This is a genomic window from Pedobacter nutrimenti, from assembly GCF_032678445.1.
GTDB lineage: Bacteria > Bacteroidota > Bacteroidia > Sphingobacteriales > Sphingobacteriaceae > Pedobacter > Pedobacter nutrimenti_A.
The window spans coordinates 89095-115970 of the sequence record NZ_JAVTSQ010000012.1 but is presented as its reverse complement, the minus strand read 5'-3'; the positions used below and the strand labels follow the sequence as shown (position 1 = coordinate 115970).

23 protein-coding genes are annotated in these 26876 nt (G+C 42.0%); 4 read left to right on the top strand and 19 right to left on the bottom strand.

Going from position 1 to position 26876, the window contains the following annotated elements:
* Positions 1 to 63 precede the first annotated feature (63 nt).
* From R2S08_RS21920 to R2S08_RS21900, 5 genes are all read right to left on the bottom strand, one after another.
* Positions 64 to 2190, bottom strand: a complete 2127-nt coding sequence (locus tag R2S08_RS21920; RefSeq protein WP_316837145.1) for a HAMP domain-containing sensor histidine kinase — start codon at positions 2188 to 2190, stop codon at positions 64 to 66.
* A gap of 7 nt (positions 2191 to 2197) precedes the next feature.
* The gene (locus tag R2S08_RS21915; RefSeq protein WP_316837144.1) at positions 2198 to 2908 is read right to left on the bottom strand and encodes a LytTR family DNA-binding domain-containing protein; all 711 of its coding nucleotides are present in this window, start codon (positions 2906 to 2908) and stop codon (positions 2198 to 2200) included.
* A 62-nt stretch (positions 2909 to 2970) separates the two neighbouring features.
* Positions 2971 to 3759 (bottom strand): helix-turn-helix domain-containing protein, encoded by a 789-nt coding sequence (locus tag R2S08_RS21910; protein WP_316837143.1) that lies wholly within the window; start codon positions 3757 to 3759, stop codon positions 2971 to 2973.
* A gap of 204 nt (positions 3760 to 3963) precedes the next feature.
* Positions 3964 to 4335 carry a hypothetical protein gene (locus R2S08_RS21905; protein WP_316837142.1) on the bottom strand — a complete coding sequence of 124 codons (372 nt, stop codon included), beginning with the start codon at positions 4333 to 4335 and terminating at the stop codon, positions 3964 to 3966.
* Positions 4336 to 4486: 151 nt separating this feature from the next.
* Entirely contained in the window at positions 4487 to 4897 is a 411-nt protein-coding gene (locus R2S08_RS21900; RefSeq protein ID WP_316837141.1) for an ATP-binding protein, read from the bottom strand.
* A gap of 127 nt (positions 4898 to 5024) precedes the next feature.
* On the opposite strand from R2S08_RS21900, the gene R2S08_RS21895 reads away from it, so the two are divergent.
* Positions 5025 to 6476: a hypothetical protein gene (locus R2S08_RS21895; RefSeq protein ID WP_316837140.1), complete on the top strand. Its 1452-nt coding sequence runs from the start codon at positions 5025 to 5027 to the stop codon at positions 6474 to 6476.
* A 356-nt stretch (positions 6477 to 6832) separates the two neighbouring features.
* Here the strand turns inward: R2S08_RS21895 and R2S08_RS21890 are convergent, their stop codons facing one another.
* The 14 genes from R2S08_RS21890 to R2S08_RS21830 form a co-directional block, all read right to left on the bottom strand.
* Positions 6833 to 8014, bottom strand: a complete 1182-nt coding sequence (locus R2S08_RS21890; RefSeq protein WP_316837139.1) for a glycoside hydrolase family 88 protein — start codon at positions 8012 to 8014, stop codon at positions 6833 to 6835.
* Positions 8015 to 8022: 8 nt separating this feature from the next.
* A complete protein-coding gene (locus R2S08_RS21885) occupies positions 8023 to 10173 on the bottom strand; it encodes a TIM-barrel domain-containing protein (RefSeq protein WP_316837138.1) in 2151 nt (716 codons plus the stop codon).
* 110 nt (positions 10174 to 10283) lie between these two features.
* Positions 10284 to 10712 (bottom strand): CBS domain-containing protein, encoded by a 429-nt coding sequence (locus R2S08_RS21880; RefSeq protein WP_108554873.1) that lies wholly within the window; start codon positions 10710 to 10712, stop codon positions 10284 to 10286.
* A gap of 105 nt (positions 10713 to 10817) precedes the next feature.
* On the bottom strand, positions 10818 to 10928 hold the full coding sequence (locus R2S08_RS28905; RefSeq protein ID WP_410479534.1) for a helix-turn-helix domain-containing protein: 111 nt from the start codon (positions 10926 to 10928) through the stop codon (positions 10818 to 10820).
* Positions 10929 to 10957: 29 nt separating this feature from the next.
* Positions 10958 to 12475 carry a M28 family peptidase gene (locus tag R2S08_RS21875; RefSeq protein WP_316837137.1) on the bottom strand — a complete coding sequence of 506 codons (1518 nt, stop codon included), beginning with the start codon at positions 12473 to 12475 and terminating at the stop codon, positions 10958 to 10960.
* A gap of 10 nt (positions 12476 to 12485) precedes the next feature.
* Complete coding sequence (locus R2S08_RS21870; RefSeq protein WP_316837136.1) at positions 12486 to 12992, bottom strand: DUF2911 domain-containing protein; 507 nt, start codon at positions 12990 to 12992, stop codon at positions 12486 to 12488.
* Positions 12993 to 13151: 159 nt separating this feature from the next.
* Positions 13152 to 13991 carry an AraC family transcriptional regulator gene (locus tag R2S08_RS21865; RefSeq protein WP_316837135.1) on the bottom strand — a complete coding sequence of 280 codons (840 nt, stop codon included), beginning with the start codon at positions 13989 to 13991 and terminating at the stop codon, positions 13152 to 13154.
* A gap of 41 nt (positions 13992 to 14032) precedes the next feature.
* Positions 14033 to 16495, bottom strand: a complete 2463-nt coding sequence (locus R2S08_RS21860) for a TonB-dependent receptor domain-containing protein (RefSeq protein WP_410479533.1) — start codon at positions 16493 to 16495, stop codon at positions 14033 to 14035.
* Positions 16496 to 16589: 94 nt separating this feature from the next.
* Positions 16590 to 17954, bottom strand: coding sequence for an aldehyde dehydrogenase family protein (locus tag R2S08_RS21855; protein ID WP_316837133.1), 1365 nt, complete (start codon positions 17952 to 17954; stop codon positions 16590 to 16592).
* Positions 17951 to 18664 (bottom strand): gamma-glutamyl-gamma-aminobutyrate hydrolase family protein, encoded by a 714-nt coding sequence (locus tag R2S08_RS21850; RefSeq protein WP_316837132.1) that lies wholly within the window; start codon positions 18662 to 18664, stop codon positions 17951 to 17953. Before R2S08_RS21850 ends, R2S08_RS21855 begins: the two co-directional genes overlap by 4 nt.
* Positions 18665 to 18673: 9 nt before the next feature.
* On the bottom strand, positions 18674 to 19822 hold the full coding sequence (locus R2S08_RS21845; protein WP_316837131.1) for an iron-containing alcohol dehydrogenase: 1149 nt from the start codon (positions 19820 to 19822) through the stop codon (positions 18674 to 18676).
* 14 nt (positions 19823 to 19836) lie between these two features.
* On the bottom strand, positions 19837 to 21195 hold the full coding sequence (locus R2S08_RS21840) for a glutamine synthetase (RefSeq protein ID WP_316837130.1): 1359 nt from the start codon (positions 21193 to 21195) through the stop codon (positions 19837 to 19839).
* Complete coding sequence (gene eat, locus R2S08_RS21835) at positions 21192 to 22508, bottom strand: ethanolamine permease (protein ID WP_133780337.1); 1317 nt, start codon at positions 22506 to 22508, stop codon at positions 21192 to 21194. The genes R2S08_RS21840 and eat overlap by 4 nt, the downstream gene beginning before the upstream one ends.
* Positions 22509 to 22611: 103 nt before the next feature.
* On the bottom strand, positions 22612 to 24132 hold the full coding sequence (locus tag R2S08_RS21830; RefSeq protein WP_316837129.1) for a hypothetical protein: 1521 nt from the start codon (positions 24130 to 24132) through the stop codon (positions 22612 to 22614).
* 67 nt (positions 24133 to 24199) lie between these two features.
* Between R2S08_RS21830 and R2S08_RS21825 the strand changes: the two genes are divergently transcribed.
* Genes R2S08_RS21825 through R2S08_RS21815 form a run of 3 tightly spaced genes read left to right on the top strand, consistent with a single transcriptional unit; the run spans position 24200 to position 26768 of the window.
* Positions 24200 to 24613: an EamA family transporter gene (locus R2S08_RS21825; protein ID WP_316837128.1), complete on the top strand. Its 414-nt coding sequence runs from the start codon at positions 24200 to 24202 to the stop codon at positions 24611 to 24613.
* 51 nt (positions 24614 to 24664) lie between these two features.
* A complete protein-coding gene (locus R2S08_RS21820) occupies positions 24665 to 25843 on the top strand; it encodes an acetyl-CoA C-acyltransferase (protein ID WP_316837127.1) in 1179 nt (392 codons plus the stop codon).
* A 1-nt stretch (position 25844) separates the two neighbouring features.
* A complete protein-coding gene (locus R2S08_RS21815) occupies positions 25845 to 26768 on the top strand; it encodes a hypothetical protein (protein WP_316837126.1) in 924 nt (307 codons plus the stop codon).
* Positions 26769 to 26876: the final 108 nt, after the last annotated feature.

Below are 26876 nucleotides of genomic sequence, written 5' to 3'. Positions count from 1 at the left end.
TGCCTAAACACCAGGATTCTAGTGAAATAATCTACCAAATGGCATTAATAATCGTTAAAAGGATCAGGAAAAGACCACCTGTGTGGTGGTACCTTCCATCGTGCTGAAAATGTTCAGTCTTGCCCCGATCATTCCGGTCAGATCTTTAACAATGAGCAACCCGTAGCCGGTCGACTTGCTATTGATATCTACCTCATTGATCAATTCTTCGATTTTTTCTGCCGGGATCATTTCACCATGGTTTAAAATGGAAATGTATTGCTGCTTCTGTGCGTTAACATTTGCCTGGATCGAGATCACGGTTTCGGCAAAAGCATTGTTCACTGCATTTTGCAGCAAATTCCGCAAAATGGTAAACAACAGGTTATAATCACTGTTCACGAACTGATAATCAAGCTTTCCGACTTCTAACTTTAACTTCTTACCCTCTGCCTGACCTTGCAGCAGGCACATCACCTCCGCCAGTAAATGTTGCACATCCACTGCTTCATTATCCAGTTTAAAGTGTTCCATTTGGCTTTTCGACCATAAGAGCAGGTCTTCCATTGTGGCCAGTAAATTAGAAGAAGACAGCAACAGTTCACTCTGGTGTTGTCTCTTACTTTCTTCAGTCATTAAACCAGGCCTGGTATGCTGCAATTTAAGGTAGGTGAACAATTGGCTCACCGGGCTTCTCAGGTCATGGGAAATGATCCCGAATAATTTGGCTTTGGTCTGGTTGGCAGCGATCAGCTGTTCGTTGATGATATCCAGTTGTTTGTTCTTTTTATCCAGCAACAAATTGGCTTTTTGTTTATTTTTAAAGTTTAGGTACACCAGTGAAATTGCGGCAAGCAATAAGAGCGCAGCACCAATCAACACCCACCGGGTCGTTTTTTCCTGCTGCAGCTGGAGGTTTTTGGCGTCATTCTCTTTATTTAACAAACCTATTTTCTGCTGCTTATATTCATTTTGAAAACGGGCCTCCATTTCGGCCAGGTTCAGGGAGATCTTACTTTGATTCAGCGAATCAGAAACCTCGGTGTATTTATTAAGATAGCGCTTTGCCGTTAATTTATCACCCGAAAGGACAGTGACCTCCGTTATCGACTTTAGCAGTTCTGCATACTGCTCCTTATTGTAAACAGCAGAACCATGCTCTGCCAGCTTATAATATTTACCAGCAAGGACATAGTTACCAAGCCCCTTGTAATAATCGCCATAAGAAAGGTTCACCGCAGAGGTCAGCATTTCATTGTTATCCAGCTTTGCCTGCCGGTCTGCTTTATCTATATAAGATTTTGCCGATGGATAGGCCTTGTCCTTCAGGGCCATTCCTCCAAGTTCCAGGCTGGAGGAAACCAGCTCTGACCATTTTCCGGGAGTTTTTTCAGCAGTACGGTGCAAAAGGGCGTAATATTTTAACGCTTCTGTTCTATGGTGGGACAGCACTTCGGCCCTGATCAATTTTCCATAGGCGGTGATATCAAAGATGAGCGACTGTCCCAAATATGGTTTTATCTCGTCCAGATATTGAAGCGCTTTAATCGGCTGTTTTAAATAAATATAAATTTCGCCTATCATCATGAGCTTAACACCATAATCCAGTTTGATTTTCAGGGATTTTGTAGTGTCTACCATTTGTTTGTGCAAGGCCGCACTTTTTAAGAAATTACTCAGTGCGATGCCATAATAAAACTTTTGTTGTTGGTTATATAAGCCCAGGTTAAAATAGATATCACTTTTATTTTTCAGCGTATCTGTGGCCTCTGTAACCTGCTTTAGCTTTTGTGCCGCTTCGTCCGCTTTATCCTGCATGCCCAGATAATGGTAAACGGCAATCAGGTTCCCAAGTGGTTTTAAGCTTTTCTCCACCAGGCCACCTTTCAGTGCCTGGTCGTATGCCTGTTCAAAATGGTCCTTTGCCTGTTTAAAATCCTGCCTATAATAATAACCATATCCGATAGCCTGGTTAAAAAGGAATTTATACCCATAGTCTTCTGGTTTTGTCAGCTTCAATCCTTCATTGCCTGTTTGTACAAGTAAACTCAGGCTTTCGGGCTTGCCTGTAAAAGCGGCAAGCGTAGTTTCACAGATTTTCTTTTTCTCGTTAAGCAATTTGTGGTGCTGGTCCTGCTGACCAAAAGCGTGTGGACAAGAAAGCGCAGACCATAATAACAGCAGGAAAATGGTTAACGTTTTGGAATACATATCATTTCTATTTAAATGTTTGTTTGGCTTCTTTCAGATGGGTCTTGCTTACTGGCAATGTGGTGGTGCCAACCTCTATATTTTTAACATTAAAGCGTTTTACTTTATTGATCGCTACCACATAACTTCTGTGGATCCGCATAAACTTGCCTGCCGGTAAAGATTCCAGAAAGTGCGAGAGCGTGGTCAGCGTTAGATAGACCTTTTTCTCCGTCACAATTTTTGTGTAATCGCCAAAGGCCTCGAGATATATGATTTCGCTGCTGCTGAGTTTTATCGTATTCAGGCCTTCTTTAAAAATGATTTCATCCTGTTTAAAAAGCACATCATAAGCACTGGCTTTTTGTTTAAGCATGGTGAAATCCTGCAGCCTTTGTACGGTGAGGTTAAAGCGATGGGTTTCCAGGGGCTTTAAAATATAATCGAAGATTTTCAGTTCGAAACCATAGGGTGCATATTCCGGAAAAGAGGTAATGATAATGCAGGCAGGCGAATAACTGTCAATTTTATCGAACAATTGCAGTCCGGTTATCCCTGGCATATCCACATCCAGAAATAAAACATCCGGCTGCAGTACCCTGATCATTTCCATTGCCGCTACCGCATTGGAAAAACTTCCCAATAATTTTAAGTGGTTAAAATTTTCCAATTCTGCTTCAACCGTTGTCCTATCCAGATAACTGTCATCAACGACAATACAACTCAAAGTGTTTAACATGACCACCAAGATAGTGATCTGCCCTACCCATGCATAGTAAAAATCGACGGAACCAGATTGGATTACTCCACGGGTTTAAGGGCATGCCACTGGGAAGGTGTACATCCATAAAAGTGCTTAAATTCTTTGATAAAGTGGTTCTGATCGAAGAAGCCATATACATAAACCAGCTCCTGCCATTTCAGGTCCCGCTTTTGGCCGATAAAAGTATTGATGTTGTTAAAACGGACAATCCGGCTAAAGGTTTTAGGGCTGAAACCCACTTTTTCCCTGAACTGGTCCCCCAGCGTGGTTGTCGATATTCTCATACGGCGGCAAAGTTCTTCTATCCTGATCAATCCATTGCTATTCTGAATCTGTTCACAGGCATAAGCAATACTGCTGACATCGGTTTTCGCCGCCATGTCCAGCCGTTTCAGCAGCCATTGCTCTAAGATGGCAACGATCTTGGCAGATGCGCCGGATGCTTCTTTCAGCTGTTCGGTTAATAAATCAATACCTGGAAACAGGAGTCCGACATCAGTAGCCAGATTGGAAAAATGCCGCTGAGGGATACCAAACAATTTGAAAGCACCATAGGGCTTAAATACCACCTGAACAAATGTTTTTGGAAAAACATCAAAACAGCGTCCCTGGTTTAGCATCCCCACAAAACAAAGCGGATAGCCAGAAATGTGAGTAGTTCCCTTTTCCCGGAAGGCGTGGTATTCGTCTAAAATAAACGACATTTCGGTATGGTCTGCGGGGTAAATATCAATTGAAGTAATTCCCTGATGGATCACTCCCGGGCCGACATAGTTATACCCCTGCACATAGGGCTGCAGTGCCGGATGCGGAACAAATGCACGCATGTTTGGTTGGTTATCCATAGAAGACACAGAAATGAACTATATAAAGATAATATTATACCTGAATATCTATAGAAAATTTATAAAATCAGCTTAAATGGAAGTCGCAGATAAAAACACGCCCGGCAAGTAGAGACAATAGGAATGCAATGGTATAAGTTTACGCACTCTTCCCAGTCTGCACCCAAGAAAAACATGATTTCATGATCAAGCCTCAGAATCTGTAAGATCAGCGCGATCAGAAAACATATCTGAATAATCAAAGCGGCTGATTCTTTTAAAAAGATAGGCTTGCTCGGCCATATCCATTGCTTCATAAACACTATTCACTCCAACGCTATATTGTTGTGATTTAAGCTGATTATATAATCGTCTGTTACTTATTGTTTTACCTATAGTAGATGCTGCCTGACGGTACAAGCTTCTTAAATAGGTATAATTGCTTAATTGGTTATATTCTACAATATCGCGGAGCAACATGGCATTATAATATTCCTGTAAATAAGCCAGGCCTACTTGCATGGATGGAAGATTAATGGTCTCGGGATACCCTCCATGAACCAGATATTTAAGAAACAACGCTATTGTTTTGCTTTTACCCGAGCCGTATTCTGAAGGTTTAAAATTGCTGAATTCGCAATATTCTTTAAAAGAAAGAGGTAGTAGTTCTATAGCAATACTCCGCCCCCGTAAAACAGAATTAAGTTCTGTATGCAGAACCGAACTATTGCTACCGGTAAAGAATATTTTTTTTAGACCAGGTTTCGTTGATCCGGTTTAAAAAACGTTCCCAGCCTGGTGCGGCTTGTACTTCATCAAAGAAAAACCAGGCATCTTCCAATTTACTTTCCAGATAGAGTTCTTGCCATGCCTGAAGAATTAAATCAAGCTGATGAGGTTCAAATTGTATACGCTCGTCTTCAAAATTGAAATAGATTATCTGCGTGGGAGATATTCCACGGACGGTTTTTAATTCTTCAATAGCTAAAAACATTGCTGAAGTTTTGCCTACATGACGAGGTCCGATAATCGCCTGTATCTTTTCAAGATCCAGAGACATTCCTGTGTTGCGCACTCTAAGCTCTCTGTAAAGGTTCCTTTCCTGATTTTGAATCAAAATCTCCTTTAAAATCTCTTTCATAATAAATAAAATATACATAATCGTCTTTGCGCGAAAGACGATTATTCAATAATTTAGTAAAATACCTACTCCAATATCTGATAAAAAAATCACCCTATTTACTACCTTAGAACAAAATAAATAGGCAATGAAGCTTGAAAAGCTATTAGAAAAAATTTCTTTAGAGGAGTACCGAAAATTTATCCTTTTATACAGCGATAAAAGTCCGGAATTTAAAACGGAGCTTGAAGTATATTTTGCTGATAAAGATGAAAATACAGATCTCGGTAAAAAGTATAGCGAATGGATCAAAAAAACTATTCGTAAGTATGAGAACAGAGGCTTTATCACTTATAAAGATAGCAGATCCCTCGCAGGTGATTTACAAAACATTATTAATACGGGCTTTGAGTTAGTTGAAAAACGCAATTTTTTAGATGCATTTGAGCTGGCTAAGGTGGCTTTAAAAGAGACGATGGAAGTGATCACTTATTGCGATGATTCCTCGGGCAGCATTGGTGACACCATCAGTTTTTGTATTGAATTGCTTGAGCAGATAGCTATAAATCCCGATACTGGTATTCCTTTAAAAGAGCAACTTTTCTTTTATTTGGAAAAGGCCTTGAAGGAGGATATTTATTTTGACTACGGTGATTTTGGCTACGACTTAATACCTGTGTTTGAGCTGTTGTCTGTTAAATTAGGCCAGACCAAAATATTTCTAAAATACATCGACAACGAACTCTCAAAACCTGAACAACCTCATTCAGATTACAAAAAGAACTTCTACAAAGTCAAAAAGATTGAATTTTTAACCTCCATAGAAAGGTATGATGAAGCAGAAAAGCTAATTACCCAAAATTTAGATATTGTTGAAGTAAGGCAAGAAGTAATTAATAAGGCTATTCATTCAGAGGATTATATCCAAGCAAAAACACTGATTGACGACGGGATAAAAATCGCTATCGAAAAAAATCATCCTGGCACAGTTTCCAGCTGGCATAAAGAGCTGTTGCGCATCGCGTTCCTCGAAAAAGACGTAGCGACTATAAGACACCATAGTAAATACTTTGCCTTTGACAGAGGCTTTAATAAGGAATATTACCAAATATGGAAAGGAACTTATTTACCCCACGAATGGAAGGAAGTCATCGAAGTATATATCCAGGAGACGATCTCATTTACCACCGATATCTATGAAAAGAATAAGAAAAGAGGTTGGACAGGGCAAAGTATGCTTGCATTGCTATCTACAGTAACCTCAATTTATATCGAAGAGAAATATCTAGACAGACTATTGGTATTGGTTAAGCAGGAAGAAGAACTGGACTATATTTTATTTTACCATGAAGTTTTACTTAAAGACTACCCATCAGAGCTTTTAGAGGTCTATCTGCCCGCAATTAAGGTGGCTGCAGAGCAAACCAGCGATCGTAAGAAATACAAAGACTTTGTGAAAAAATTGAAAAAGATCATCAAAGACATCCCTCAGGGACAGGAAGCCATATTGGATATTGCAAAAGAAATGAAAAAAACCTATGCCAGGCGTCCGGCAATGGTAGAAGAACTCACTAAACTAATTGCAGAAACTTCAGCTTAAAAAAAACATGACATCATTGAAGCAGTTGAGGCCTCTTTTTACAGGTATGGTCAGATTATGTTACAGCGGTGCTAATCAATAGCTACGGCATACCATCCTTGGGGGAAAGTGGGTGCAGGTTCGCAAAAAGTACCTGTTTTGCGAACCTGGTATGGGGTTTCTGCGAAGAAGCTGCGAAGACGCTATTTTGAAAATATGGCGAAATACAGGTATGCACCCAGAAAAAAAGAATGTGTGTCTGAGAGAATGCCTTTTGAGGTTTGCGAGCTTTTCCAGCTCGCCTAACATCAGGCAGCATTCGACCAGACCACATTCTTTTTTTATTCTCCCAGCTAACCCCTATCCAACTTACAAAACTACAACTTCGCTTTCCTATTCAGTGCTTCCAGATAATAGTAATCTCCATAAGACAAAGGAACATCGACTTCACTGTTAGAAGGTTTAGATCCTGTACTGTGCAATAAGATAAACCCTTTTGCAGTTCCTGCGGGCGCAATATAATCCGTACTTAAACTGTACAAGATCTTATCCGCTTTCTTCAAATAATCAACTTTATTGGCCTTACTATACCCACTAAGCTCATACAATGCAGAAGAAATCACCGCAGCAGCAGAAGCATCCCTTGGCTCATTCGGAATACCAGGTGCATTAAAATCCCAGTACGGAACCAAATCCTTCGGCATATTTGGATGGCTAAAAATATAATGCGCAATATGTTCCGCCTGCTTCAAATAAGCCAGGTTGTGGGTATAGCGGTAACACATGGTATACCCATATAAACCCCAGGCCTGTCCCCTGGCCCAGGCAGATGCATCACTATATCCCTGATGCGTAGTCCTCTTCAAAACAGCCCCCGTATTCGGATCGTAATCCACCACATGATAAGAACTATAATCTGCCCGGAAATGATTTTTCATCGTTGTATTCGCATGACTCACCGCAATTTTGTAAAAAGAAGAATCGCCGGTCAACCTTGTCGCTTCAAACAACAACTCCAGGTTCAGCATATTGTCAATAATGGTTGGATTCACCCATTTGTCCCGGCTGTGGTCCCAGGAACGGATCACCCCGGTTTTGGGATTAAAACGCGTAGACAGCGTTTTCGCAGATTCAATCAGGACCTCCTTGTAATGTGCATCCTTAGTCAGCTGATATCCTGTTCCCACACTACAATACACTTTAAAGCCCATATCATGGGTTGTACCGTTATCTTTTTCCTTTTCAATAGATGCCGTAAACTGCTTCGCCTCTGCCATTCTCTTTGCAGAATGATCATTTTCATACAAGTACCACAACACCCCGGGAAAGAAACCACTGGTCCAGTCTTTTGAAGCCACCAGCTTCAATTCCCCCTTTTCCAATGTCCTGGGCGACACCAGACTGGTATTCTTGTTCGCTGCCACTTCTTTCAGCATCAGGTCCGTTTGCAATTCGGCATGCTGAAAGGCTTTTTTTACATTTACTTTTTGTGCATCTGAGGAATTCACCCCTCCTATAAACAAGCCCGCTGCAAGCGTGGCGATATATATATTCTTCATCCTGTTCTTTATTTGGTCATTTGTTTAAAGGTAACTTTTCCAATGGTATTTGGCATACCCTTTTGAGCAGCGGCAATCTGGCCTTTAATCCCGCCATCCCTTTGCTTCTCTACACGTATCTCCCGGAAAGAATATTGTCCCTTTTCATAGTTATAACTTTCCCCGTCATCATCATACAACATATAATGACCAGGTTGCTCTCCGTAATACCTGATTTCCAGGTCCGTTTTTTCCTTCGCCCCAGGTACATGCAATCTTGGCTGCATCATAGGAATCACTGCCCCATCCTTCACATAGACGGGAATCTTATTCAAGCCTGGCGTTACTGTAATCACCTCACCATTGCCAACATAGGCACCGGTAAAGAAGTCGTACCATTTTCCTTTGGGAAGAATCACTTGTCTGGTGGTTTGCCCGGCAAATAAAGGTGCCACCAATAAACTTTCTCCAGCCATATACTGGTCCTTGATTTCCTTACTCACTGCTTCGGCATATGGGTTTTCTTCCAGATTGGTATTCCCCTTTACTTTCACTACTCCAGTAGAGAAGCCTTCCTCTAACGACATGCCCCTAAAAGGCGGCATACCTTCAAAATGATACTTTGCAAACTCCGAATACCAGTAAGGCAACATTTGCATCCGCAACAAGGCCATTTCTTTTACCTGCTCAGCCACTTCCGGGAAAGACCAGGGTTTGGTACTGCTGGACCAGGCATTAATCATCGCCATAGGCGAAAAAACAACGGTCTGCATTCTCCGGAGCCATTCTTCTGGTGTTTTAGAGGCCCTCACTTCCGGCGTCCACAATACCCCGGAGTATCCGCTGTTGATCAACGCTGTAATGAAATCTTCATGATTATAATAATCATCATAAATCACATAAGGAAAAGCATTGGCACCGCCATTAGAAGCCCTCACCAATCCATAAGTCCTTTTATTGAGCTTTCTGAACATTTCTGTACTGTAGCGCTGCATCAGCACACCATAGGTTTGACGCATTTGCTCAGCACTCATTCCCGATGGAAAAGTCGCTACATCCGGCCACAGATAATGATCATAACCATCCACCTCATCAATCTTATAACCACTTACCCCCAGGCTAACCTGGTCCTGCTGCATCTGGCCAAACAAAATATCCCTGGCTTGCGGCGTCAGTAAATCAGGCACTACGCCATTCCAAACCGTATGAGAGCCCGTATAAGGCAATATATTTTTATAAAAAGGCGCATCTGGCGAAACATAAGGGTTAGTCCACAAATTGATCCGCACACCTTTATCCAGCATGGTCTTTACAAAAGTTTTAGGATCAGGATAACGCCCTTTGTCCCACTCAAAGGTGCAGGGATAAGCTTTACTCTGCCAGCCGGGTTCCAGCCCAACAAAGTCCAGCGGATAGCCATTCTTTTCAAATTCGCTTACTTCCTTTTCTACATCTGCCGCGGTAGATAGTGTTTTTACACGCTGCGTAAATCCAAGGCCCCATCTTGGCGGTAATGGCCCTCCCCCCATAAAAAGGTTATAACGCTTAATGGCGTCTATAGGCTTAGGTCCGGTAAAAACAAAGAATTCCAATCCCTCAGCTGCCACCAAAATTTCTACTGCATCAGAATAAGGCCTGGAAGACCAGCTCTTATCTGTATTCCGGTCTTTAGGTACAGCAGGCGTTTCACTGTCCTTACGCACAGCAGAACCCACATACATATTGATATAACGGGCTGTATTGATAAAAACCCCATAACCCTTAGAAGACACATAAAAAGGCACCGGGGCATGTGTACGCCCATTGTCTTTACCGCCAAAATGATCTACGTGCAATTGCAGGACCTTTCCCCGCTGGTGAATGGTCTGGAAGTTGAGCCCAAGACCATAAATCTGCTCCCCTTTTTCCAGAGGAAAACGCAAATACGTCTTTCCGTCTATGATTTGGGTATGGATGGCCTCTTTAGCTATAGGAAAATCTACAGAAGGAAGTTTAGAAAGTGCGCTTGCATTAGCGGTTGCTCCAGAGGCTTTGATCAGGTCATAGGCTTCGGGCTTTCCAGCTATCCCCCTCCACACACCAGGTTCTACTTCATTCCAGTTCAATCCCTGCGCATGAACAGCCGCACAAGGACTGATGCATAAAAAAACAATTAGTAATCTACGGCGAATGCTCCACATGAAAAATACAGTTTAAATCTCAAAGAAAGGACTTCCCCTTTATGATTTTTAAACAATATACGCCAGTCATTCAACTATATTGGCATTTGACCGGAAGCTTTTGTTCCTTTTTAGCTGTTGATATAACTTTCCAAAGCGTTGATGGTATGCTTCTGATCTTCAATAATGAACTTCACCACATCTCCGATGGATACCATGCCCGCAATCAGGCCTTCGTGCACCACAGGCAAATGCCTGATGTGCCTGTCGGTCATGGTCTGCATGCAGGATTCTATAGAATCCTGGTATTTTACAGTAACCGGATCAGAGGTCATCACCTCAGAAATCAGGGTATCCTGTGAAGATTTTCCGTGCAGAATGATCTTTCTGGCATAATCGCGTTCGGTAAAAATACCCTGAAGTTTTTGTCCATCCAAAATAAGCAAGGCACTGATGTTTTTTTCCATCATGACTTTGAGGGCTTCTAACACAGAAATTTCCGCAGGAACTGAGTAAACTTCTGCTGATTTGGTACTGAGTAACTGTTGAACTGTCTTCATATGCCTGGAATTTGATATTAAATTTAATAAAAAAATAATTCAATTCAAAATCCGAAAGGCCTACAAAATATTGACGATCAATCGCTTTACACCATCAAAATCTTCCTATTTTTTAGAATTCGAATATTTCTTCGGTGTAATTCCAAACTGTTTCTGAAAACTTCTCGTAAACTGGGCCAGGGAATTAAAACCAATCATTGTCGCAATTTTATAGATCTTATAATCGCTAAAGTAAAATGAAATCTTTATTTTTCATGCCGGTCTACCGGCAACCTTTCTTCCCGGTTGGCAATATCCCAGGCATCATCAAAAACAAGCCCCAGCCTTTTGGTCATGAGCCCATAATTGATTTTATCAGGCGTATCGGTAAACTTGTGATAATCTTCATTAATTCCATCAAAAAAGAAAACAATAGGGATGTTGTTCTTTGCGAAATTATAATGATCTGAACGGTAATAGATCTTTTCCGGATCTGAAGGATCATTGTATTTATAATCTAATTTCAGTTTTGCAAAAACATTATTGTTGTTTTCATTAATAGGACGCAATGCAGAACTCAGTTTATTGTCGCCAATAATGTAGATATAGTTGCTGTCTATCGGAGTATGTAAAGTATCTACCCGGCCAATCATATCTGTGTTTAAGTCTGCAACCGTATTGCCCAGCGGATATACAGGATGCGAGGTATAATAGTCTGATCCCCATAACCCTTCCTCTTCTCCGGAAACATTCAGAAAAAGAATACTGCGTCGCGGTCCTTTCCCCCTGGCTTTTGCCTTAGCGAAAGCGCCTGCAAGCTCCAACACCGATGCTGTTCCCGAAGCATTGTCATCCGCACCAAAATAAATCTTTCCTTCCCGGATTCCAAGATGATCATAATGTGCAGATACAATAAGCAATTCCTCCTTTTTATCGGTTCCTGGCAGATAACCCAAAACATTGCTGGATTGCAGGCTTTCATGGTGCATGAGCTGTACGACAGAGATAGAAAGTGTTTTGTGAAAGTCAACTGGGGCCTCCTGACCTGCTTTCCGCATCAAATACTCATATTGATCCCCAGCGATGGCTTTCGCAATGGCTGGAGAGATAAAATATACATTTGTAACCGCTTTTGTCGTACGACTCTCCTCTGCAGGCCGGATAGAGATAGAGCCTGCAAACTTGTTCTGAGCGGTAGAAAAGGTAGAGTCAATTATAAATACGGCCTTTGCCCCTGCTTTAGCTGCTACTACTGCCCGTAATTTGGCACCTGCGCTAGAGTTGCCCCATCGCGTTAGCTGAGGTGTACTGGGTGCTCCGGCCAGCACCAATAAAATCTTCCCCCTTGCATCTATACCCGCCAAATTATTGAATAAGGAATCCGTAATACCGTAACCTCCCCAAATCACTTCTGAAGCAATAACTTTTTCTTGTTTATTCAAGGTCAATGGAAAAGTAAAATCAGCATGATATTTAAATTCCTGGCCATTAACCTTGATCACACTGTACTCCACACTATCTTTGATCAAAGGATAGTTTTGAAAATAGCTTCCATGGTTTCCCGGGGCTAGTCCAATCTGTTTATAATAATCGGCTATAAATCCGGCTGCCTTTACTTGTCCTCTGGTTCCGGTTTCACGGCCTTCCATTTCTGCTCCCGCGAGGATATAGAGATTCTTTTTCAGGTTATCGGTGTTTATCAACCTGGCCATCGTTTGTTTATCCTGAGCGGATAACGAAGAAATACTTAAAAGGCATGCCATAATGCCACAAATTACTTTCATAGGAGGAATTTTATTTGATGGACACAGGTACAGACGCTTTTTCCCAGTTTAGAGAAAAACCTTTTGAATTGATTTTATAAACAAGGTTTTCCTGGATATCTTTTAATGCCTTCGGACTAACCTCTACCCGCAACTGATCTTTAGCTTCATCATATTTGAAGGCACCCCATTGTTTGGGCTCTTTGTTAAAAACAGCTGTCCAGGTCATATTTTCTTTTGGAATGAGAAAAAAACTATACTTTCCAGCTGGAAGCAGTTTTCCCTGCACCTTAATATCCTGATCCGTTTCAAACGTTGTTGCTTCATTTGCTCCTGCCCGCCACACCTGATTATAGGGCACCAGTTCTCCCCATATTCTACGTCCCTTCACAGATGGACTGCTGTAATTAATGATAATTTTTGCCTGTTTAATTTTCCCTGATACGGTTTCAGGTGGACTTACACGTGGTTTAGCGCTTTGTGCAAATGCACTTACGGAAACAAAGCCTACGGCGAGGATTGATACTACACTTTTCATGATGCGCATACTTTTTGTTTTTGAATGAAAATCTCCTGAATTTTTAGATGGAGCCTAAACAAAATTACAAGTAAACTCAGGGCTTAACTTGTACAATTCTACACTTATTCTGTACGTTCAGACCAGTTTTTTTCAACATCAAACGGTACTAGAAAGAGCTTAGGTATATTTTTTTCGGTATTCGGACGGGCTCAGGCCTTTGTATTTTTTAAAGATCCTGTGCAAATGACTTTCATCGGTAAAGTTAAGTTCATTGGCAATTTCATTGATCCGCATGTCGCTATGTAAAAGCCTCGTTTCTATCAACCTCAGTTTATAGTTTGAGATGTATTGTTGCAGGGTCTCACCGGTTTGCTTTTTAAAATACCGACCCAGGTAAGTCAATGAAATGCCAAAGGTCTGGCTAATAGTTTCCGATCTTAATTTTCTCTGTTCAAATATATTCTGTTGAATATAATGCAGGATGTCGAGCACCGCTTCTCCTGTATTTTCTTTGACATTTTTCGGAAGTTTCAGTGCAATATTCCTTGCCACCACCAATATCAGTGTATTTACAATCTGTTGTATGATCTTTACATGGTAAATCTGTAAAAAGGTATGCTCATTAAAAATGGCCTGTACTAAGGAGGCGATCAAGGGTTTATCTACTTTATTCTTCAAGATACAGCCTGGACGGTGGCTTGCATTTTGGAGAATGTACTCCATACGCTGCACCCAGTCATTTTCTTTGCTGTTTTTGGGTCTGATATAAATATCATTGAAACTCAAAAAAAAGAAAGTAGTCTTTTCCTCTACGATAAAAGAATAGCTATCCTCCGGGGTGATTAAAAAGAGGTTCCCTTTCCGGTAATTAAAATCATATTGGTTGATGTACTGTACGCCGGTCCCATCCACAATATAAATGAGCTTAAAAAAATTATTCCTGTACACTGCTTTAGGGAACTCCTTCACTTCCTTAAAGTCAATTTCAAAAGGCTGATACAAATTCTCTTTTACCATAAGCATAAAGTTAATTAAAGGGGCTGAAAATCAAATGGCCGTTAACCTTCATTAAGTTCACTGGAATGTTCTATTTTTTTAGATTTGAATATACTTGCGCCAAAACGATACGTAAAAGTCAAGCTCGCCCTGGCACTTGTTGTCCTGCGCTCAAAATCCAGTAAAACAGCCTCACTCTCTCTTAAAAAACCCCATTTTCGGGTATTAAATATATCTCTGCTATTTAGAGTTAAGGTTGCATTCTTATGCAGTATATTTAGTTTAGCACCTGCATCTATCCCATAGATGGCATGATTGCTGTCGGGCGCAGTCTTATCTGGGGCATGATAGTCTGCACGAACCTGTAAAGAGAGATCCTTACCAATGGCAATGTTATTGGTGATGTTCGTATTCCAGCTTAATCCACTGCTTTGATCAATTCCATACTGCTGAGCCGCTTCCGTTTTATTTTGATATATATTGGCATTTGCCGTAAAATCCCATCCCTTTACCAGGTTAAAACGGCTAATCAACTCCAACCCACTTGTATAAGCATGAGGTATGTTTTGTGAAATGGTGGTAATTACACCATTTACAGGGGCAGTTTCTATATGTCTGATCAAATCCTTTGTACGACGATGATACAGACCTGAGCTTAGCGTAACCGTCTTCCAGTGTTTGGTATAGCTCAATTCAAATAAATGAATATCCTCCGGCAACAAATTGGGATTGCCGGTATCATAATTCACCGGATCAGAAATATCAACCAAAGGATTTAAATTACGCATCGTTGGTCGTGTTACCCGACGGGAATAACTGAATTGCAGCAGCTGTTCACCATTTAATTTTTGTCCCATGGTGACGCTTGGATAGATCCTGTTGTTGGTTACTTTTATGGGTGTGCTGTATTTCATATTTCCGGAGTCATACCCATTCACAGATGCAGTCTGACTGGCTGCCTCGCCCCTCAGGCCAATCTGATAACTGAAATTTTTAATTTGGTTTGAATAGTTGAAATAAAGGGCATGGATCTGGTTCTTACTGTTATAGGTATTGGTGAATGGATAATTGGGCTCATAGCCGGTCGTATCACTGAAATTGTAAGAAAGCTGGCCCCTGTAATCTAACCGGATCTGACTGCGGTAGCCTGCCTCAACTTTTCCTGCCTGGCCAACAGGCAAGGTAAAATCGGCTTTTATATTGTAATAATGATTGCGATTGTTGTTTTCGTTGTCGAGAATTGCCGGTTTTTTTTGAACTATTTGTCCATTTACAGCATAGACATCAGAGAGAAGACTTTGAAAATTATCATTGATACCATAGGCATATCCAGCACTCAATACCAGCTCCTCACCGGGTTTACGAAACGTTTTGGTAAAATCTAAATTTAAATCGTAATTGTTTCCAGTTCCTTTGGTAAGATTATGATGTTGGCTAAGCTGAAGAGGTAAATTAGAAGCATTCAACAGATCAATGTTTAAAACCTCGTTCCTGTCCATTTTCAATGAGTTATAACCTCCGGATACACTAAACACACTTTTATCTGTCAGATAGTAATCGATACCAACCTTTATATTATGTCCTTTATTTATGGTTTTGGAAGGAAATGTTTCATTGGAAAAAGCCACAGAATCTGCTGGTCTTAGATAGGATATGTTTTGATGGCCGTTGCTCATCGTGGTAATGTTCCGGTAGCTATAATTTCCATACACATTTACTTTATTGTTTTGGAAACTCAGACTTGCATTGCCACTGTAATTATCTCTGGTACCAGCCGTTGCTTCCACGGTGCCAATCAACCCCAGCTTTTTGTTTTTCTTAAATACAATATTAATAATCCCGGATTCTCCTTCGGCATCGTATTTTGCTGATGGGTTGGTGATCACTTCAATACTTTCGATGGAGCTGGCCGGCAAGGACTGAAGCGTCTGGGTGATATTACCCCCTGCAATCAGTGATGGCTTGCCATCTATCAAAATGTTGATATTTGAAGATCCTCTTAAACTTACATTCCCAGTTGCATCCACCGATACCGTTGGTATATTTTGGAGCAGGTCTGTCGCCGAACCACCTTTGCTCACCAAGCTCTGTTCTACCGAAAACTTCTTCTTATCCAGGCCTATTTGCGTATGATCGGATGAACCGATAATGGTCACTTCAGACAATAAACTTCCTTTTCCTGGTTTGATCAGGATGTCGCCAAAGTTGACGGTCCTGCCAGAAGAAGAGATCACTACACTATCCTTAACAATGGGCAGGTAACCTACATAGCTAATTTTGCATTTAAATAGGCCATCAAGTAATCTATCCATTGAAAAATGTCCAATTGTATCTGTCTGGACAACTTTCACTACCGTGTTTGTGTGCTTATCCAGCAAAATAACAGAAGCAAAAGGTATGCTTTCCAGGGTCGTGGCATCTTTTACAACACCATTTATCTTCCCATTATTTTGCGCTGACGCGCAAAAAACAATCCCCAGTAAAAACAGAACAATTAGACTTGATTTAATTTTATTTAGGCCCACGATATGCTGTATCTTTTATACAACAAATTTATACAGGTGGTCCTCCTATAATCTTGTACTTTCTTTCACTAATTCTGTATTTTACGAAGAAGGCTTAGTTTTTTAGGTGCCATGCTTTAGGCTTGGTAAAAGCCCGAAATCCCTGATGCGATAAACTGACCCCAATTCCCGAGTGCTTTCTACCGCTCCAGGGCAATCCTGCACTGACCCGGTCACAACAATTCCAATAACCGCTGCCACTGTCTATTTGTGAAAGGATACGTGTTGCCCTATCCAAGGTATTGCTATAAACAGATGCCGTCAATCCGTAAGCTGTATCCTGCATCAGCTTAAGTGCCTCTTCATCATCTTTAACCTTCATAATACCAATAATAGGCCCAAAGCTCTCTTCCTGCATCACCTTCATCTTGTTGCTCACATTGGTCAGTATGGTTGGTTCAAAATAGTATCCGGGGCCTTGCTGAACATGACCGCCCAGTACCAGGCTAGCCCCGTTCGCTACGGCTTCTCTTACCTGCCCTTCCAGTACCGCCAGTTGTGGTTTTCGCGTTAATGCCCCAAAATAAACACCATCTTCTGTCGGAAGCCCTGATTTCCAGGATTTCACCTCCCGGACAAAAGCAGCTACATATTCGTCGTACACTTTTTCATGCACATAGATCCGCTCCACAGAACAACAACTTTGCCCATTATTGTAAAAAGCACCATCTGCTGTTCCCGCGGCTACCGCAGCAATATCCTTTACATCATCGGTTACGTATAAGGGATCCTTCCCTCCCAGCTCCAACTGACAGGGAACCATCTTCCAAGCCACCCTTTCATAGATGTGCTGCCCGGTTTTATAAGACCCGGTAAAGAAAAAACCATTAAAATCCATATCCAATAAGAGTTCCCCCGTTTGTCCTGTTCCAAGCGCAACCATAAAAACATCTTCAGGAATGCCCGCTGCTTTGAGTAAACGTTCTATTTCCAGTCCGGTAAGCGCAGCATATTCAGAGGGCTTGTAAAGTACTGCATTTCCAGCCAGCAAGGCAGGAATAAATACATTGACCCCTACCAGATAGGGATAATTCCAGGCAGAGATGTTGCAAACAACCCCTAATGGTTCATAAGAGATCTTTTCCTGCATATCTCCTGTATCGCTTACCATTTCTTCTGAAAGATATTTTGCTGCATGGACCAGCATCCATTTGATCCTTGTTCTTGCACCATTGATCTCATTCCTGGACTGCTGTAAAGGTTTGCCTGTTTCTGCGGTCAGTATAGCTGCAAGTTTTTCTTTTTCTGTATCCAGCAGATCAAAAAAACGTGTCACCACCGCTAAACGTTCCTCAAGCGTCCGCTTCGCCCAGCTCACCTGACCAGCCTTCAGCAATTCATGTTTCTTTTCGAGGGAAAGATGATCATCTTCCTCCAACACTGCAATAATTTCTTCCGTAGCCGGATTGATTACATTCATTTCTTTGATTCTTTTATAGCTTTAATAAACCTTTCTTTGATTTTTTGTGACAGCGGATTACGCTCTTTCTCCTGCATTCTTTCCGGATGCCACTGCACCGCCAGCATAAATGCTTTATTGCTTTTGTCTTTAAACTCCAATGCTTCGATAATGGGCTTTTCTCCCTCAGAATAAGCACTGATCATTAAATTGGCACCAAGATGATCCGGATGGACCCGTTGGTGATGGGCACTGTTCACCGTTCCCTTTTCTATACCGGCTGTCAAATGCAAAAGACTACCGGGAACAAGGCTTAAGCCATGTACTTTATCTTCTGTTCCCTTCTTGTGAACCAGGTTCAGCTGTTCGCCGTTATCTTCAAAAACAGTCCCTCCTTCCAGGATATTAATATATTGCATGCCCCTGCAAATGCCCAGAACAGGTATATTATGGGTTTGGGCATAGATATACATCTCCTTTTCAAATTCATCCCTCTCGGGCAAAAAAGTCTCCGGCCGGTAAGGGTATTCCCTCGCACCACCGTACAATTCCGGCAAAACATCTATTCCTCCGGTTAAAACAAAACCATCGCAATATTGAAAATCGCTGCTGTTGTTTTGTTGAAAAGAAAGTTCCAGTAATTCTATATCTTCACCCAGTTCCTCCGGCCTGAACCAGTTCCAGTAATTTTTAAAATTAGTTTCCGTATAACTTATTCCAATCTTCTTCATAACGCAAAACTAAAGCGCTTTTAAATACAGTTGTTTAAAATCTTCTCTGTTTACGGGTTTTGGGTTATTGGGATGGGCAAAATCAGCAAGAGCCAGGTCTGCCAGCGTTTCAATGTGTTCAGCCTTTACTCCAATCTCGCTTAAATGATGAGGAATATGAATCTTTGAATTTAAATCAAACAGGTATTTCACTACGGCTTCTCCATTCTCCTCTTTCAGTTCCAAAGTTCTTGCTATCCGGCGAAATTTATCTTCAAAGCCGGCAATATTGAATTCCATACCATAAGGGATGTTCACCGCATTGGCCAAACCATGGTGGGTATCCAGCAACGAGGAGAGCGGATGTGCAAGAGAATGGACCACACCCAGGCCCTTTTGAAAGGCAATCGCGCCCATCATAGAAGCAATCAGCATTTTACTTCTGCTTTCCAGATCAGGATGGTTGGTCGCTTTCTCCAGCGCATCTTTGATCAGATAGATCCCTTCCAGCGCTATTCCATCACATAAAGGATGCGGATTCTTAGCTAAGAACGCCTCCATATTGTGGGTCAATGCATCCATACCCGTTGCAGCTGTAATAAACGGCGGCAGATCCATGGTTAATACAGGATCTGCAAATACAATTTTCGCCATAAGCTTGGGCGAGAAAAGGATTTTTTTCTGATGGGTCTCATCATCGGCAATAATGGCGCTCCTGCCTACTTCACTCCCGGTGCCTGCGGTTGTAGGTACAGTAATAAAATGGGGAACATCATTGGTCACATAAATATCCCCGCCAATCAGGTCATCATATTTAAACAGGTCTTCCCGGTGGTTCACCCGCAATACAATAGCACGGGCTACATCCAGCGCTGCACCCCCTCCTATGCCGATTACACTGTCCCTGGAACTTTGGTCCCAGAGTTCCGTTCCTTTGTATACATCGCTTTTAACCGGATTTTTATGAATGTCCGAAAATACTTCCACCGAGAGCTGCTGTGCTTCCAGATCCTTGATGATCGATTTCAAAAAAGGTAAGCCTGCAATCACCGGATCCGTCACGATCATCGGCTTGCTGAGTCCATTGGCTTTTAGATAAGCTGGCAGTTCCTTTATCGCACCGGCGCCAAAACGAATGGTGGTTGGGAAATTATATTGGTATACTTTATCAAATGTCATGTTAAAACTTCTTCTTAAATAATTTCAAAATATCTTTTCAATTCCCAGTCTGTTACCACTTTGGCAAATTGTTTCCACTCCCACTCTCTGGTTAACGTAAAATGTTCTACAAACTGATCGCCAAACAATTCTTTTGCGACCGCAGATTGTTTCATCATTTGCGTAGCATCATGCAGGTTAAAAGGTAAAACACCATTAGAAAGGTCTTTATAACCATTTCCCACAGTAGCCGTTTTTTCCAGTTTCATTTTATGCTTAATGCCATATAAACCCGCAGCCAGACATGCGGACAAAGCCAGATAAGGATTCGTATCTGATCCCACTACCCTGGTTTCCAAACGGGTGGTTTTGGAATGCCCCGGCAATGCCCTTAGGGCTACCGTTCTGTTGTCTATACCCCAGGTCAACGTAGTTGGTGCCCAGGCACCTTCCACCAATCTTTTATAACTGTTTACCGTTGGCGCAATCATGGGGAGTATTTGCGGTAAGCAATGCAATTGTCCGGCGATATAACTCTTCATCAAATCACTCATTTTATGCGGGTCTTTTTCTTCATAAAAGAGATTATGCCTGGAATCTTTATCCCAAAGGCTTTGATGGACATGCCCGCTGCAACCCGGAAGATGCTCACTGATCTTGGCCATAAACGTAGCCATAAGACCATGTTTATAGGCAATTTCCTTAACGGCAGTCTTAAACAATACAGCTTGATCTGCAGCCTGCAGCACCGGCGCATACTTAATCGCCGCTTCATAAACTCCTGGACCTGTTTCGGTATGCAAGCCTTCTATCGGAATACCAAATTTGCAAAGCAAATCAAACAGATCGCTCATATATTCATTTTTCAAGCTACCTCTCAGAATAGAGTAGCCAAACATCCCCGGGCTTAGGGGATTAAGCTGCTGAAAGCCCTTTTGGTATGCCGTTTCGGGTGTCTCTGTAAAATTGAACCATTCAAACTCCTGCGAAAAATAGGGTGTAAAACCCTGCAATTCTGTATCACTTAACACCTTACGGAGCAATTGTCTGGGGCAGGTATACCCTGCAACATCCTGCTCGTTAACAAAATCACCCAGAAAAAAAGGGGCATCATTTTCCCAGGGGATTTTACGGAAGGTACCCAGATCCAGTTTCACCAGCGCATCCGGATAACCGGTATGCCATCCTGTAAATTTTACATTATCATAAGCCACATCGCCCATATCCCAGCCAAAGGTCACATCACAAAAGCCAAGCCGCCCCTCGGCAACCGAACTGAATTTTTCAGCGGCAATATATTTTCCTCTTAAAACCCCATCAATATCTGTCACAGCAACTTTTACCTTACCCGAAGGGTGCTGTTTTACGTAAGCGAGTATCTCCTGTGTTGTCATGGATCTGTTCTTTTAAAGATTTTGTACAGCAAAAAAGTGATGATCAGTATGGAAAAATAAATAAGTCCTAATTGGAAACTGTAAATCAACATGGCCAGGATGGAAACCACTGCAATCACCAGGGAAACCACAGGGAATACCGGGTAGAAAGGCGTGCGGAAAGGCCGGTGCAGTCCTGGTTCCTGTTTTCTCAAAAGAATAATGGAGATCATAGAAATAATATAGAGTGTCAGCGCGCCAAATACAGAAACAATAATGATCTCCGATGTTTTTCCTGATAATAAAGCAAGGATTCCGATCACCATATTTCCAAGGAGCGCATTGGCCGGGGTATGGAACCGGGAAGAGATCTTCCCCAGAAAAGAAGGAATATTGTGCACCCTTCCCATTTCGTAGGTAGATCTTCCTGCAGCCAGGATCAGCCCATGAAAAGAAGCCACCAGACCAAACAATCCAACCGTAATCAGCAAATGATACATCAAATGATTGCTGCCCGTGATCTTGGCCAGGGCTAAGGGTAGTGGAGAATCTGAAGTTTCTCCAGACAGACCATTTTTATAAACAATCGCTTCCCAGCCACTGATTCCGGTAGCTGAAATAAAGATCAGCACACATAATATAGCCAGCGTAAAAATCGCCCAGCCAAAGCCTTTACTAATATCTTTCTGAGGATTTTTGGTTTCTTCGGCCACATTTGCAATTCCCTCAATACCCAGAAAGAACCAAATGGCAAAAGGTATGGCTGCAAATACACCTCCCCAACCATTGGGAAAAGAATTGCGCTGCAGATTGGCCATCTCAAATTTTGGCAAGGCAATACCTGAAAACAGGAGCAATTCCGCTACAGCCAGAACTGTAATGATCACTTCAAAGGATGCCGCCGCCTTAACACCGTAAACGTTCAGCGCCGTAAACACAAAATAGATGGCAATAGCACTACTCAGAATAGGAACCTGAGGAAAGAAAGCATTAAAATAAGCACCAATGGCAAAAGCAATAGCTGGCGGAGCAAGAATAAACTCCACAATCTGTGCAATCCCCGCAATAAAGCCTATGTTCCTGCCCATTGCCCGGTTGGCATAATCAAATACCCCACCGGCCTTAGGTATCGCACAGGCCAGTTCGGCATAGCTAAACGTAAAGGTAATATACATCACCATAATTACAATCGTGGCAATCGCCATCCCGCCGGTACCGCCTTTTTCAAGGCCGAGGTTCCAGCCAAAATACATTCCGGAGATCACATAGCCTACGCCAAGGCCCCAAAGCATAAAGGGGCTGAGTGTCTTTTTTAAGCCTTTATTTTCCGCCATCTGTGCAGGTGGGTTATATATGCTTCTAAATATAATACAAACTATATGAAATACATACAGTTATAGGATCAATATTAACAGAAAAATATTACGCTTTGGAAAATCAGGGCTGGCGGTCGAATAAAAACACCCAGCCGTCCTCAAATCTGTATTTTTCAAGGAGCTTTCTGTGCTTATACATAGAAGAAAGATGGATCAGTTCAGGATCATCTATACTGTTGAACCAGATGATATAGTGTGCTTTTTCCTGATAGAACTTTTCCTGGTACGCCTTATCTATATGGTGTGGAAGTTCATCGGCATGTAAGCCTGTCTTAAAATAAACCGCATCATGGGCATTAGAATAAACCTTTATGCCCTTTTTCAGAAATTCAGGATGGCTAGCGAGGAAGTTTGCCGTTTCTGATTTCTTCCAGGAATCATCTGCATAACCCGGAACACCGTAAGTGACCGCATCCTGGTACATTTCATCGAGATGAGCTGTCGCATTATATTGAAACAACAGCAAAAAGCCCAGTAACAGAACCACACTAGCCTGCTTTGCTGCGGATCTTAATCCGGAAAAATAACCTGGCAGCCAAAAAGTCAATGCAAATAAAGAGGGTATAAAAATCGGAACCAGCAAGCGGTTGTTAATTCCTTCAAAATGAGATAAAGTAGATATCCCTACAATAAATACGGAGTACACCACAACAAAAGCCGCTGCTATATTTTCCTGGCCATTATAATATTTCCCTTTAACAGCCCGATAAAAGAACAGCAGCAATACCACCATAAAAACCAATAACCCGATTAAAATCGAAGTGCTGTGGTCCTGATTAAATACCGGGTACCAGTCAGAAAGCGTTTTACCATAGTAACCAATATTCTCCAGCAAAGGCGTGTGTCCGAACTGGCGCGGTCCGGTCAAAGAACCCACCAGCACGTGGTTCCGGATCAGGTTTAAGAACAAGATAAAGAAGGAGATCAAACTAAGCAGACCAATATGACCTGCTTTTTTCTTTACTTCCATATGCGGTGCAAATAAGATCATCAGACCTGCTGTTCCGATTAAAGTAATCCCCGCGTAACGGGTTACTGTAGCCAGACCAGCCAATACTGCACAAATGACCAGGTTTTTCAGGGAACTATGTTTCAGATACTTTTCCAGGAACAGAAAGAAAATCAAACTTAAGAGGATCAACAAAGTCTCCGACCACAACATAGAATAAACCTCTGTTAATGCCGGGCTAAAAGCGATAAAGAGCAGTACAATACGCTTATACCATACCGAGCGCCAATGAAATTTATTCAATAGCCTGCCCGAGAGCAGCACTACTGCAGCTAGTAAAATACAATTTAAAACCACACCTGTCTGTACAATATCTGTTCCGGTCAGAAACATAACTATACTTAGAAAAACCGGATAAAACACCGGAAAAGCGACCAGGGGCTTCAGATTAAAATCCGTCATGGTCCAGTGTTCGTGAATACTGCGGGCTGTACTGATATAAGCTATAGAGTCCGGAGAAATGCCAATTCCGTTATGTCCTGTAAAGATGACCATACAAACCACCGCAAAAATGGAAATGACAAGGGCATCTGCATTGGAGTACAGGTAACTGACAATTTTATTCTTAAACATAATTTCTGGAATGACGCGGCGAAGTTACCAATTTTAATATATTTGACTGATCTATAATTTGAAAATCATGTGGTGGATATATGCTTTATTATCAGCCTTTTTTGCTTCTTTAACCGCAATTTTCGCTAAAATCGGTGTCACCAGTGTAAATTCCGACCTGGCCACAGCCATCAGAACCATCGTCATACTGGTCGTTGCCTGGGGAATTGTGCTCTTTAGAGGAGAATTAAAAGGGATCACCGAAATTTCCAAGCACAGCTTAACCTTTTTAATTCTTTCCGGATTGGCTACAGGCCTTTCCTGGATCTTTTATTATAAAGCGATCCAGCTCGGTAAAGTCTCACAGGTTGCGCCCGTAGACAAACTGAGCCTGGCTTTAACCATCCTGCTCTCTTTCCTCATTCTAAAAGAAGCCATTACCCTGAAAATTATTATAGGCGCTACCTTAATTATTGCGGGAACTGTTGTTTTGATTACCTAAAACCAGTGAATCTTATTTAACTTTGCCTATAACCAATTATAAAATATACTAATGAAAGAAGTCGTAATCGTTTCAGCACTTAGAACCCCAATTGGAAGTTTCGGTGGATCATTAGCTGGATTTACAGCTACACAACTTGGCGGAATCGCCATTAAAGCCGCAATAGAGAAAGCAGGAATTAAACCTGAAGATGTTCAGGAAGTATATATGGGAAATGTGTTATCCGCTAACCTTGGCCAGGCACCTGCTACACAGGCAGCCAAACATGCCGGACTTCCTGATTTGCCTGCTACCACCATTAATAAAGTTTGCGCTTCAGGCACTAAAGCCATTATGCTGGCTGTACAAAGTATTGCACTTGGACAGAATGATATTGTAGTTGCAGGTGGAATGGAAAGCATGAGCAATGTTCCTTATTATTTAGACAAAGCACGTACAGGTTATCGCTTAGGCCATGGACAAATTACAGATGGTCTGGTTAAAGATGGTCTGTGGGACGTATATAATGATTACCATATGGGTTCTGCCGCAGAATTATGCGCAGCAGAATGCCACATCAGCCGGGAAGATCAGGACACATTTGCAATTGCCTCCTATAAAAAAGCTCAGGCAGCACAAAACGAAGGTAAATTCGCAGCAGAAATCGTTCCCGTAGAAGTGAAAGACCGTAAGGGCGAAACCACCCTGGTGAGCAATGATGACGAACCTTTTGCTGTAAAATTTGACAAAATCCCTTCCCTTAAACCCGTATTTAAAAAAGACGGAACCGTAACTGCAGCCAATGCATCTACCCTCAATGATGGTGCAGCCGCGCTGGTTTTGATGAGTGTGGATAAAGCAAAAGAACTGGGCTTAAAACCGCTTGCCAGAATTTTAGCTTATGCCGATGCACAACAGGCACCGGAATGGTTTACGACTGCCCCGGCGAAAGCCATTCCTCTGGCTTTAAGCAGAGCAGGCAAAAGCATACAAGATGTTGATTATTTTGAGATCAATGAAGCCTTTTCTGTTGTTTCCCTGGCCAACAACCAACTTTTGGAACTCAATAATGATAAAGTCAATGTAAATGGCGGCGCCGTTGCCCTCGGCCATCCACTGGGCGCTTCCGGTGCAAGAATCGTGGTTACACTCCTTTCTGTACTTGCCCAAAACAATGGAAAAATTGGCGTAGCCGGAATTTGTAATGGCGGCGGCGGAGCCAGCGCATTAGTCGTAGAAAAATACAGCTGATATGCTTCTGCTCAGAAAGCATATCCTGCTGACCTTAACTGTATGCTGTTCCCTGGCTGTTGCCAAGGCACAGCATACCTTTAATTCAAATGCGGGTCCACGGCTCCATGCCCTGCAGGATTCTATGATCCGTCTTACAGAATCTATACAAGCGGCCAAAGAGAATACAGACCGTTTTGCCGTCAATGCCAGCCTCATCAAAACCCTGGTCACGGCATTAAAAATTCCGGGATCCTACAGCTTTGCTTTTGATTCTCTAAAATATATTTCTACGGTCAAATCGCCAGACAACAGTTTTCGCATCTTTTCCTGGGCCCTGCCTACCAACAGCGGCAGCTACCGTTTCTTTGGCACCATACAAATGGCCACCAAAGATGGCAGCCTGAAACTTTTCCCGCTAATAGATGGCACAGCTGAATTTAAGGACGACAATGAAGTCACTTCCCCTAAAAAATGGTTTGGCAGCCGGTATTATGAGATCGTACCTGTTGTTAATAGTGGCAAACAGACCTATTATGCCTTGCTGGGCTGGAAAGGCAACAACAATAAAACCTCTAAAAAAGTAATCGAGGTGCTCTCCTTTAACCAGGGTGAGCCAGTATTCGGCAAGGCTGTTTTCCAGGACTCCAAAAACAGTTCTGTAAAAAATCGGATAGTTTTCGAATACAGTAAGCTCAATTCCATGACACTCCGGCTGGACAAAAAAGTAGGTATGATTGTTTTTGATCACCTTGCTCCATTAAGTCCGGAAATGGCAGATCATTTTGAATTTTATGCATCAGATTCAAGTTTTGATGCCTACAAGCCTTTAGGAGGCCGCTTAAAACTGGTTGAAAATGTCGAAGTCAACAATGATCCTGACACCAACGATGAGTTTTACATAGATCCAAAGAACAAGCAAATACCTGCTCAGAAGAAATTTTAACGGGCTTTTTAATGGCGGATGAAGAATTAAAAATTTGTGAGTTTGCTCGTATGTCCCTATCTTGCGAGATCGTTCAATTCAACAACACACAAAATTTATCACTGGCAG

Bases quoted from the DNA above. Each gene is read 5' to 3' on its own strand.
- R2S08_RS21920 (WP_316837145.1), bottom strand. From the start codon at position 2,190: ATGTATTCCAAAACGTTAACCATTTTCCTGCTGTTATTATGGTCTGCG.
- R2S08_RS21915 (WP_316837144.1), bottom strand. From the start codon at position 2,908: ATGTTAAACACTTTGAGTTGTATTGTCGTTGATGACAGTTATCTGGAT.
- R2S08_RS21910 (WP_316837143.1), bottom strand. From the start codon at position 3,759: ATGCGTGCATTTGTTCCGCATCCGGCACTGCAGCCCTATGTGCAGGGG.
- R2S08_RS21900 (WP_316837141.1), bottom strand. From the start codon at position 4,897: ATGAAAGAGATTTTAAAGGAGATTTTGATTCAAAATCAGGAAAGGAAC.
- R2S08_RS21895 (WP_316837140.1), top strand. From the start codon at position 5,025: ATGAAGCTTGAAAAGCTATTAGAAAAAATTTCTTTAGAGGAGTACCGA.
- R2S08_RS21890 (WP_316837139.1), bottom strand. From the start codon at position 8,014: ATGAAGAATATATATATCGCCACGCTTGCAGCGGGCTTGTTTATAGGA.
- R2S08_RS21885 (WP_316837138.1), bottom strand. From the start codon at position 10,173: ATGTGGAGCATTCGCCGTAGATTACTAATTGTTTTTTTATGCATCAGT.
- R2S08_RS21880 (WP_108554873.1), bottom strand. From the start codon at position 10,712: ATGAAGACAGTTCAACAGTTACTCAGTACCAAATCAGCAGAAGTTTAC.
- R2S08_RS21875 (WP_316837137.1), bottom strand. From the start codon at position 12,475: ATGAAAGTAATTTGTGGCATTATGGCATGCCTTTTAAGTATTTCTTCG.
- R2S08_RS21870 (WP_316837136.1), bottom strand. From the start codon at position 12,992: ATGAAAAGTGTAGTATCAATCCTCGCCGTAGGCTTTGTTTCCGTAAGT.
- R2S08_RS21865 (WP_316837135.1), bottom strand. From the start codon at position 13,991: ATGGTAAAAGAGAATTTGTATCAGCCTTTTGAAATTGACTTTAAGGAA.
- R2S08_RS21855 (WP_316837133.1), bottom strand. From the start codon at position 17,954: ATGAATGTAATCAATCCGGCTACGGAAGAAATTATTGCAGTGTTGGAG.
- R2S08_RS21850 (WP_316837132.1), bottom strand. From the start codon at position 18,664: ATGAAGAAGATTGGAATAAGTTATACGGAAACTAATTTTAAAAATTAC.
- R2S08_RS21845 (WP_316837131.1), bottom strand. From the start codon at position 19,822: ATGACATTTGATAAAGTATACCAATATAATTTCCCAACCACCATTCGT.
- R2S08_RS21840 (WP_316837130.1), bottom strand. From the start codon at position 21,195: ATGACAACACAGGAGATACTCGCTTACGTAAAACAGCACCCTTCGGGT.
- eat (WP_133780337.1), bottom strand. From the start codon at position 22,508: ATGGCGGAAAATAAAGGCTTAAAAAAGACACTCAGCCCCTTTATGCTT.
- R2S08_RS21830 (WP_316837129.1), bottom strand. From the start codon at position 24,132: ATGTTTAAGAATAAAATTGTCAGTTACCTGTACTCCAATGCAGATGCC.
- R2S08_RS21825 (WP_316837128.1), top strand. From the start codon at position 24,200: ATGTGGTGGATATATGCTTTATTATCAGCCTTTTTTGCTTCTTTAACC.
- R2S08_RS21820 (WP_316837127.1), top strand. From the start codon at position 24,665: ATGAAAGAAGTCGTAATCGTTTCAGCACTTAGAACCCCAATTGGAAGT.
- R2S08_RS21815 (WP_316837126.1), top strand. From the start codon at position 25,845: ATGCTTCTGCTCAGAAAGCATATCCTGCTGACCTTAACTGTATGCTGT.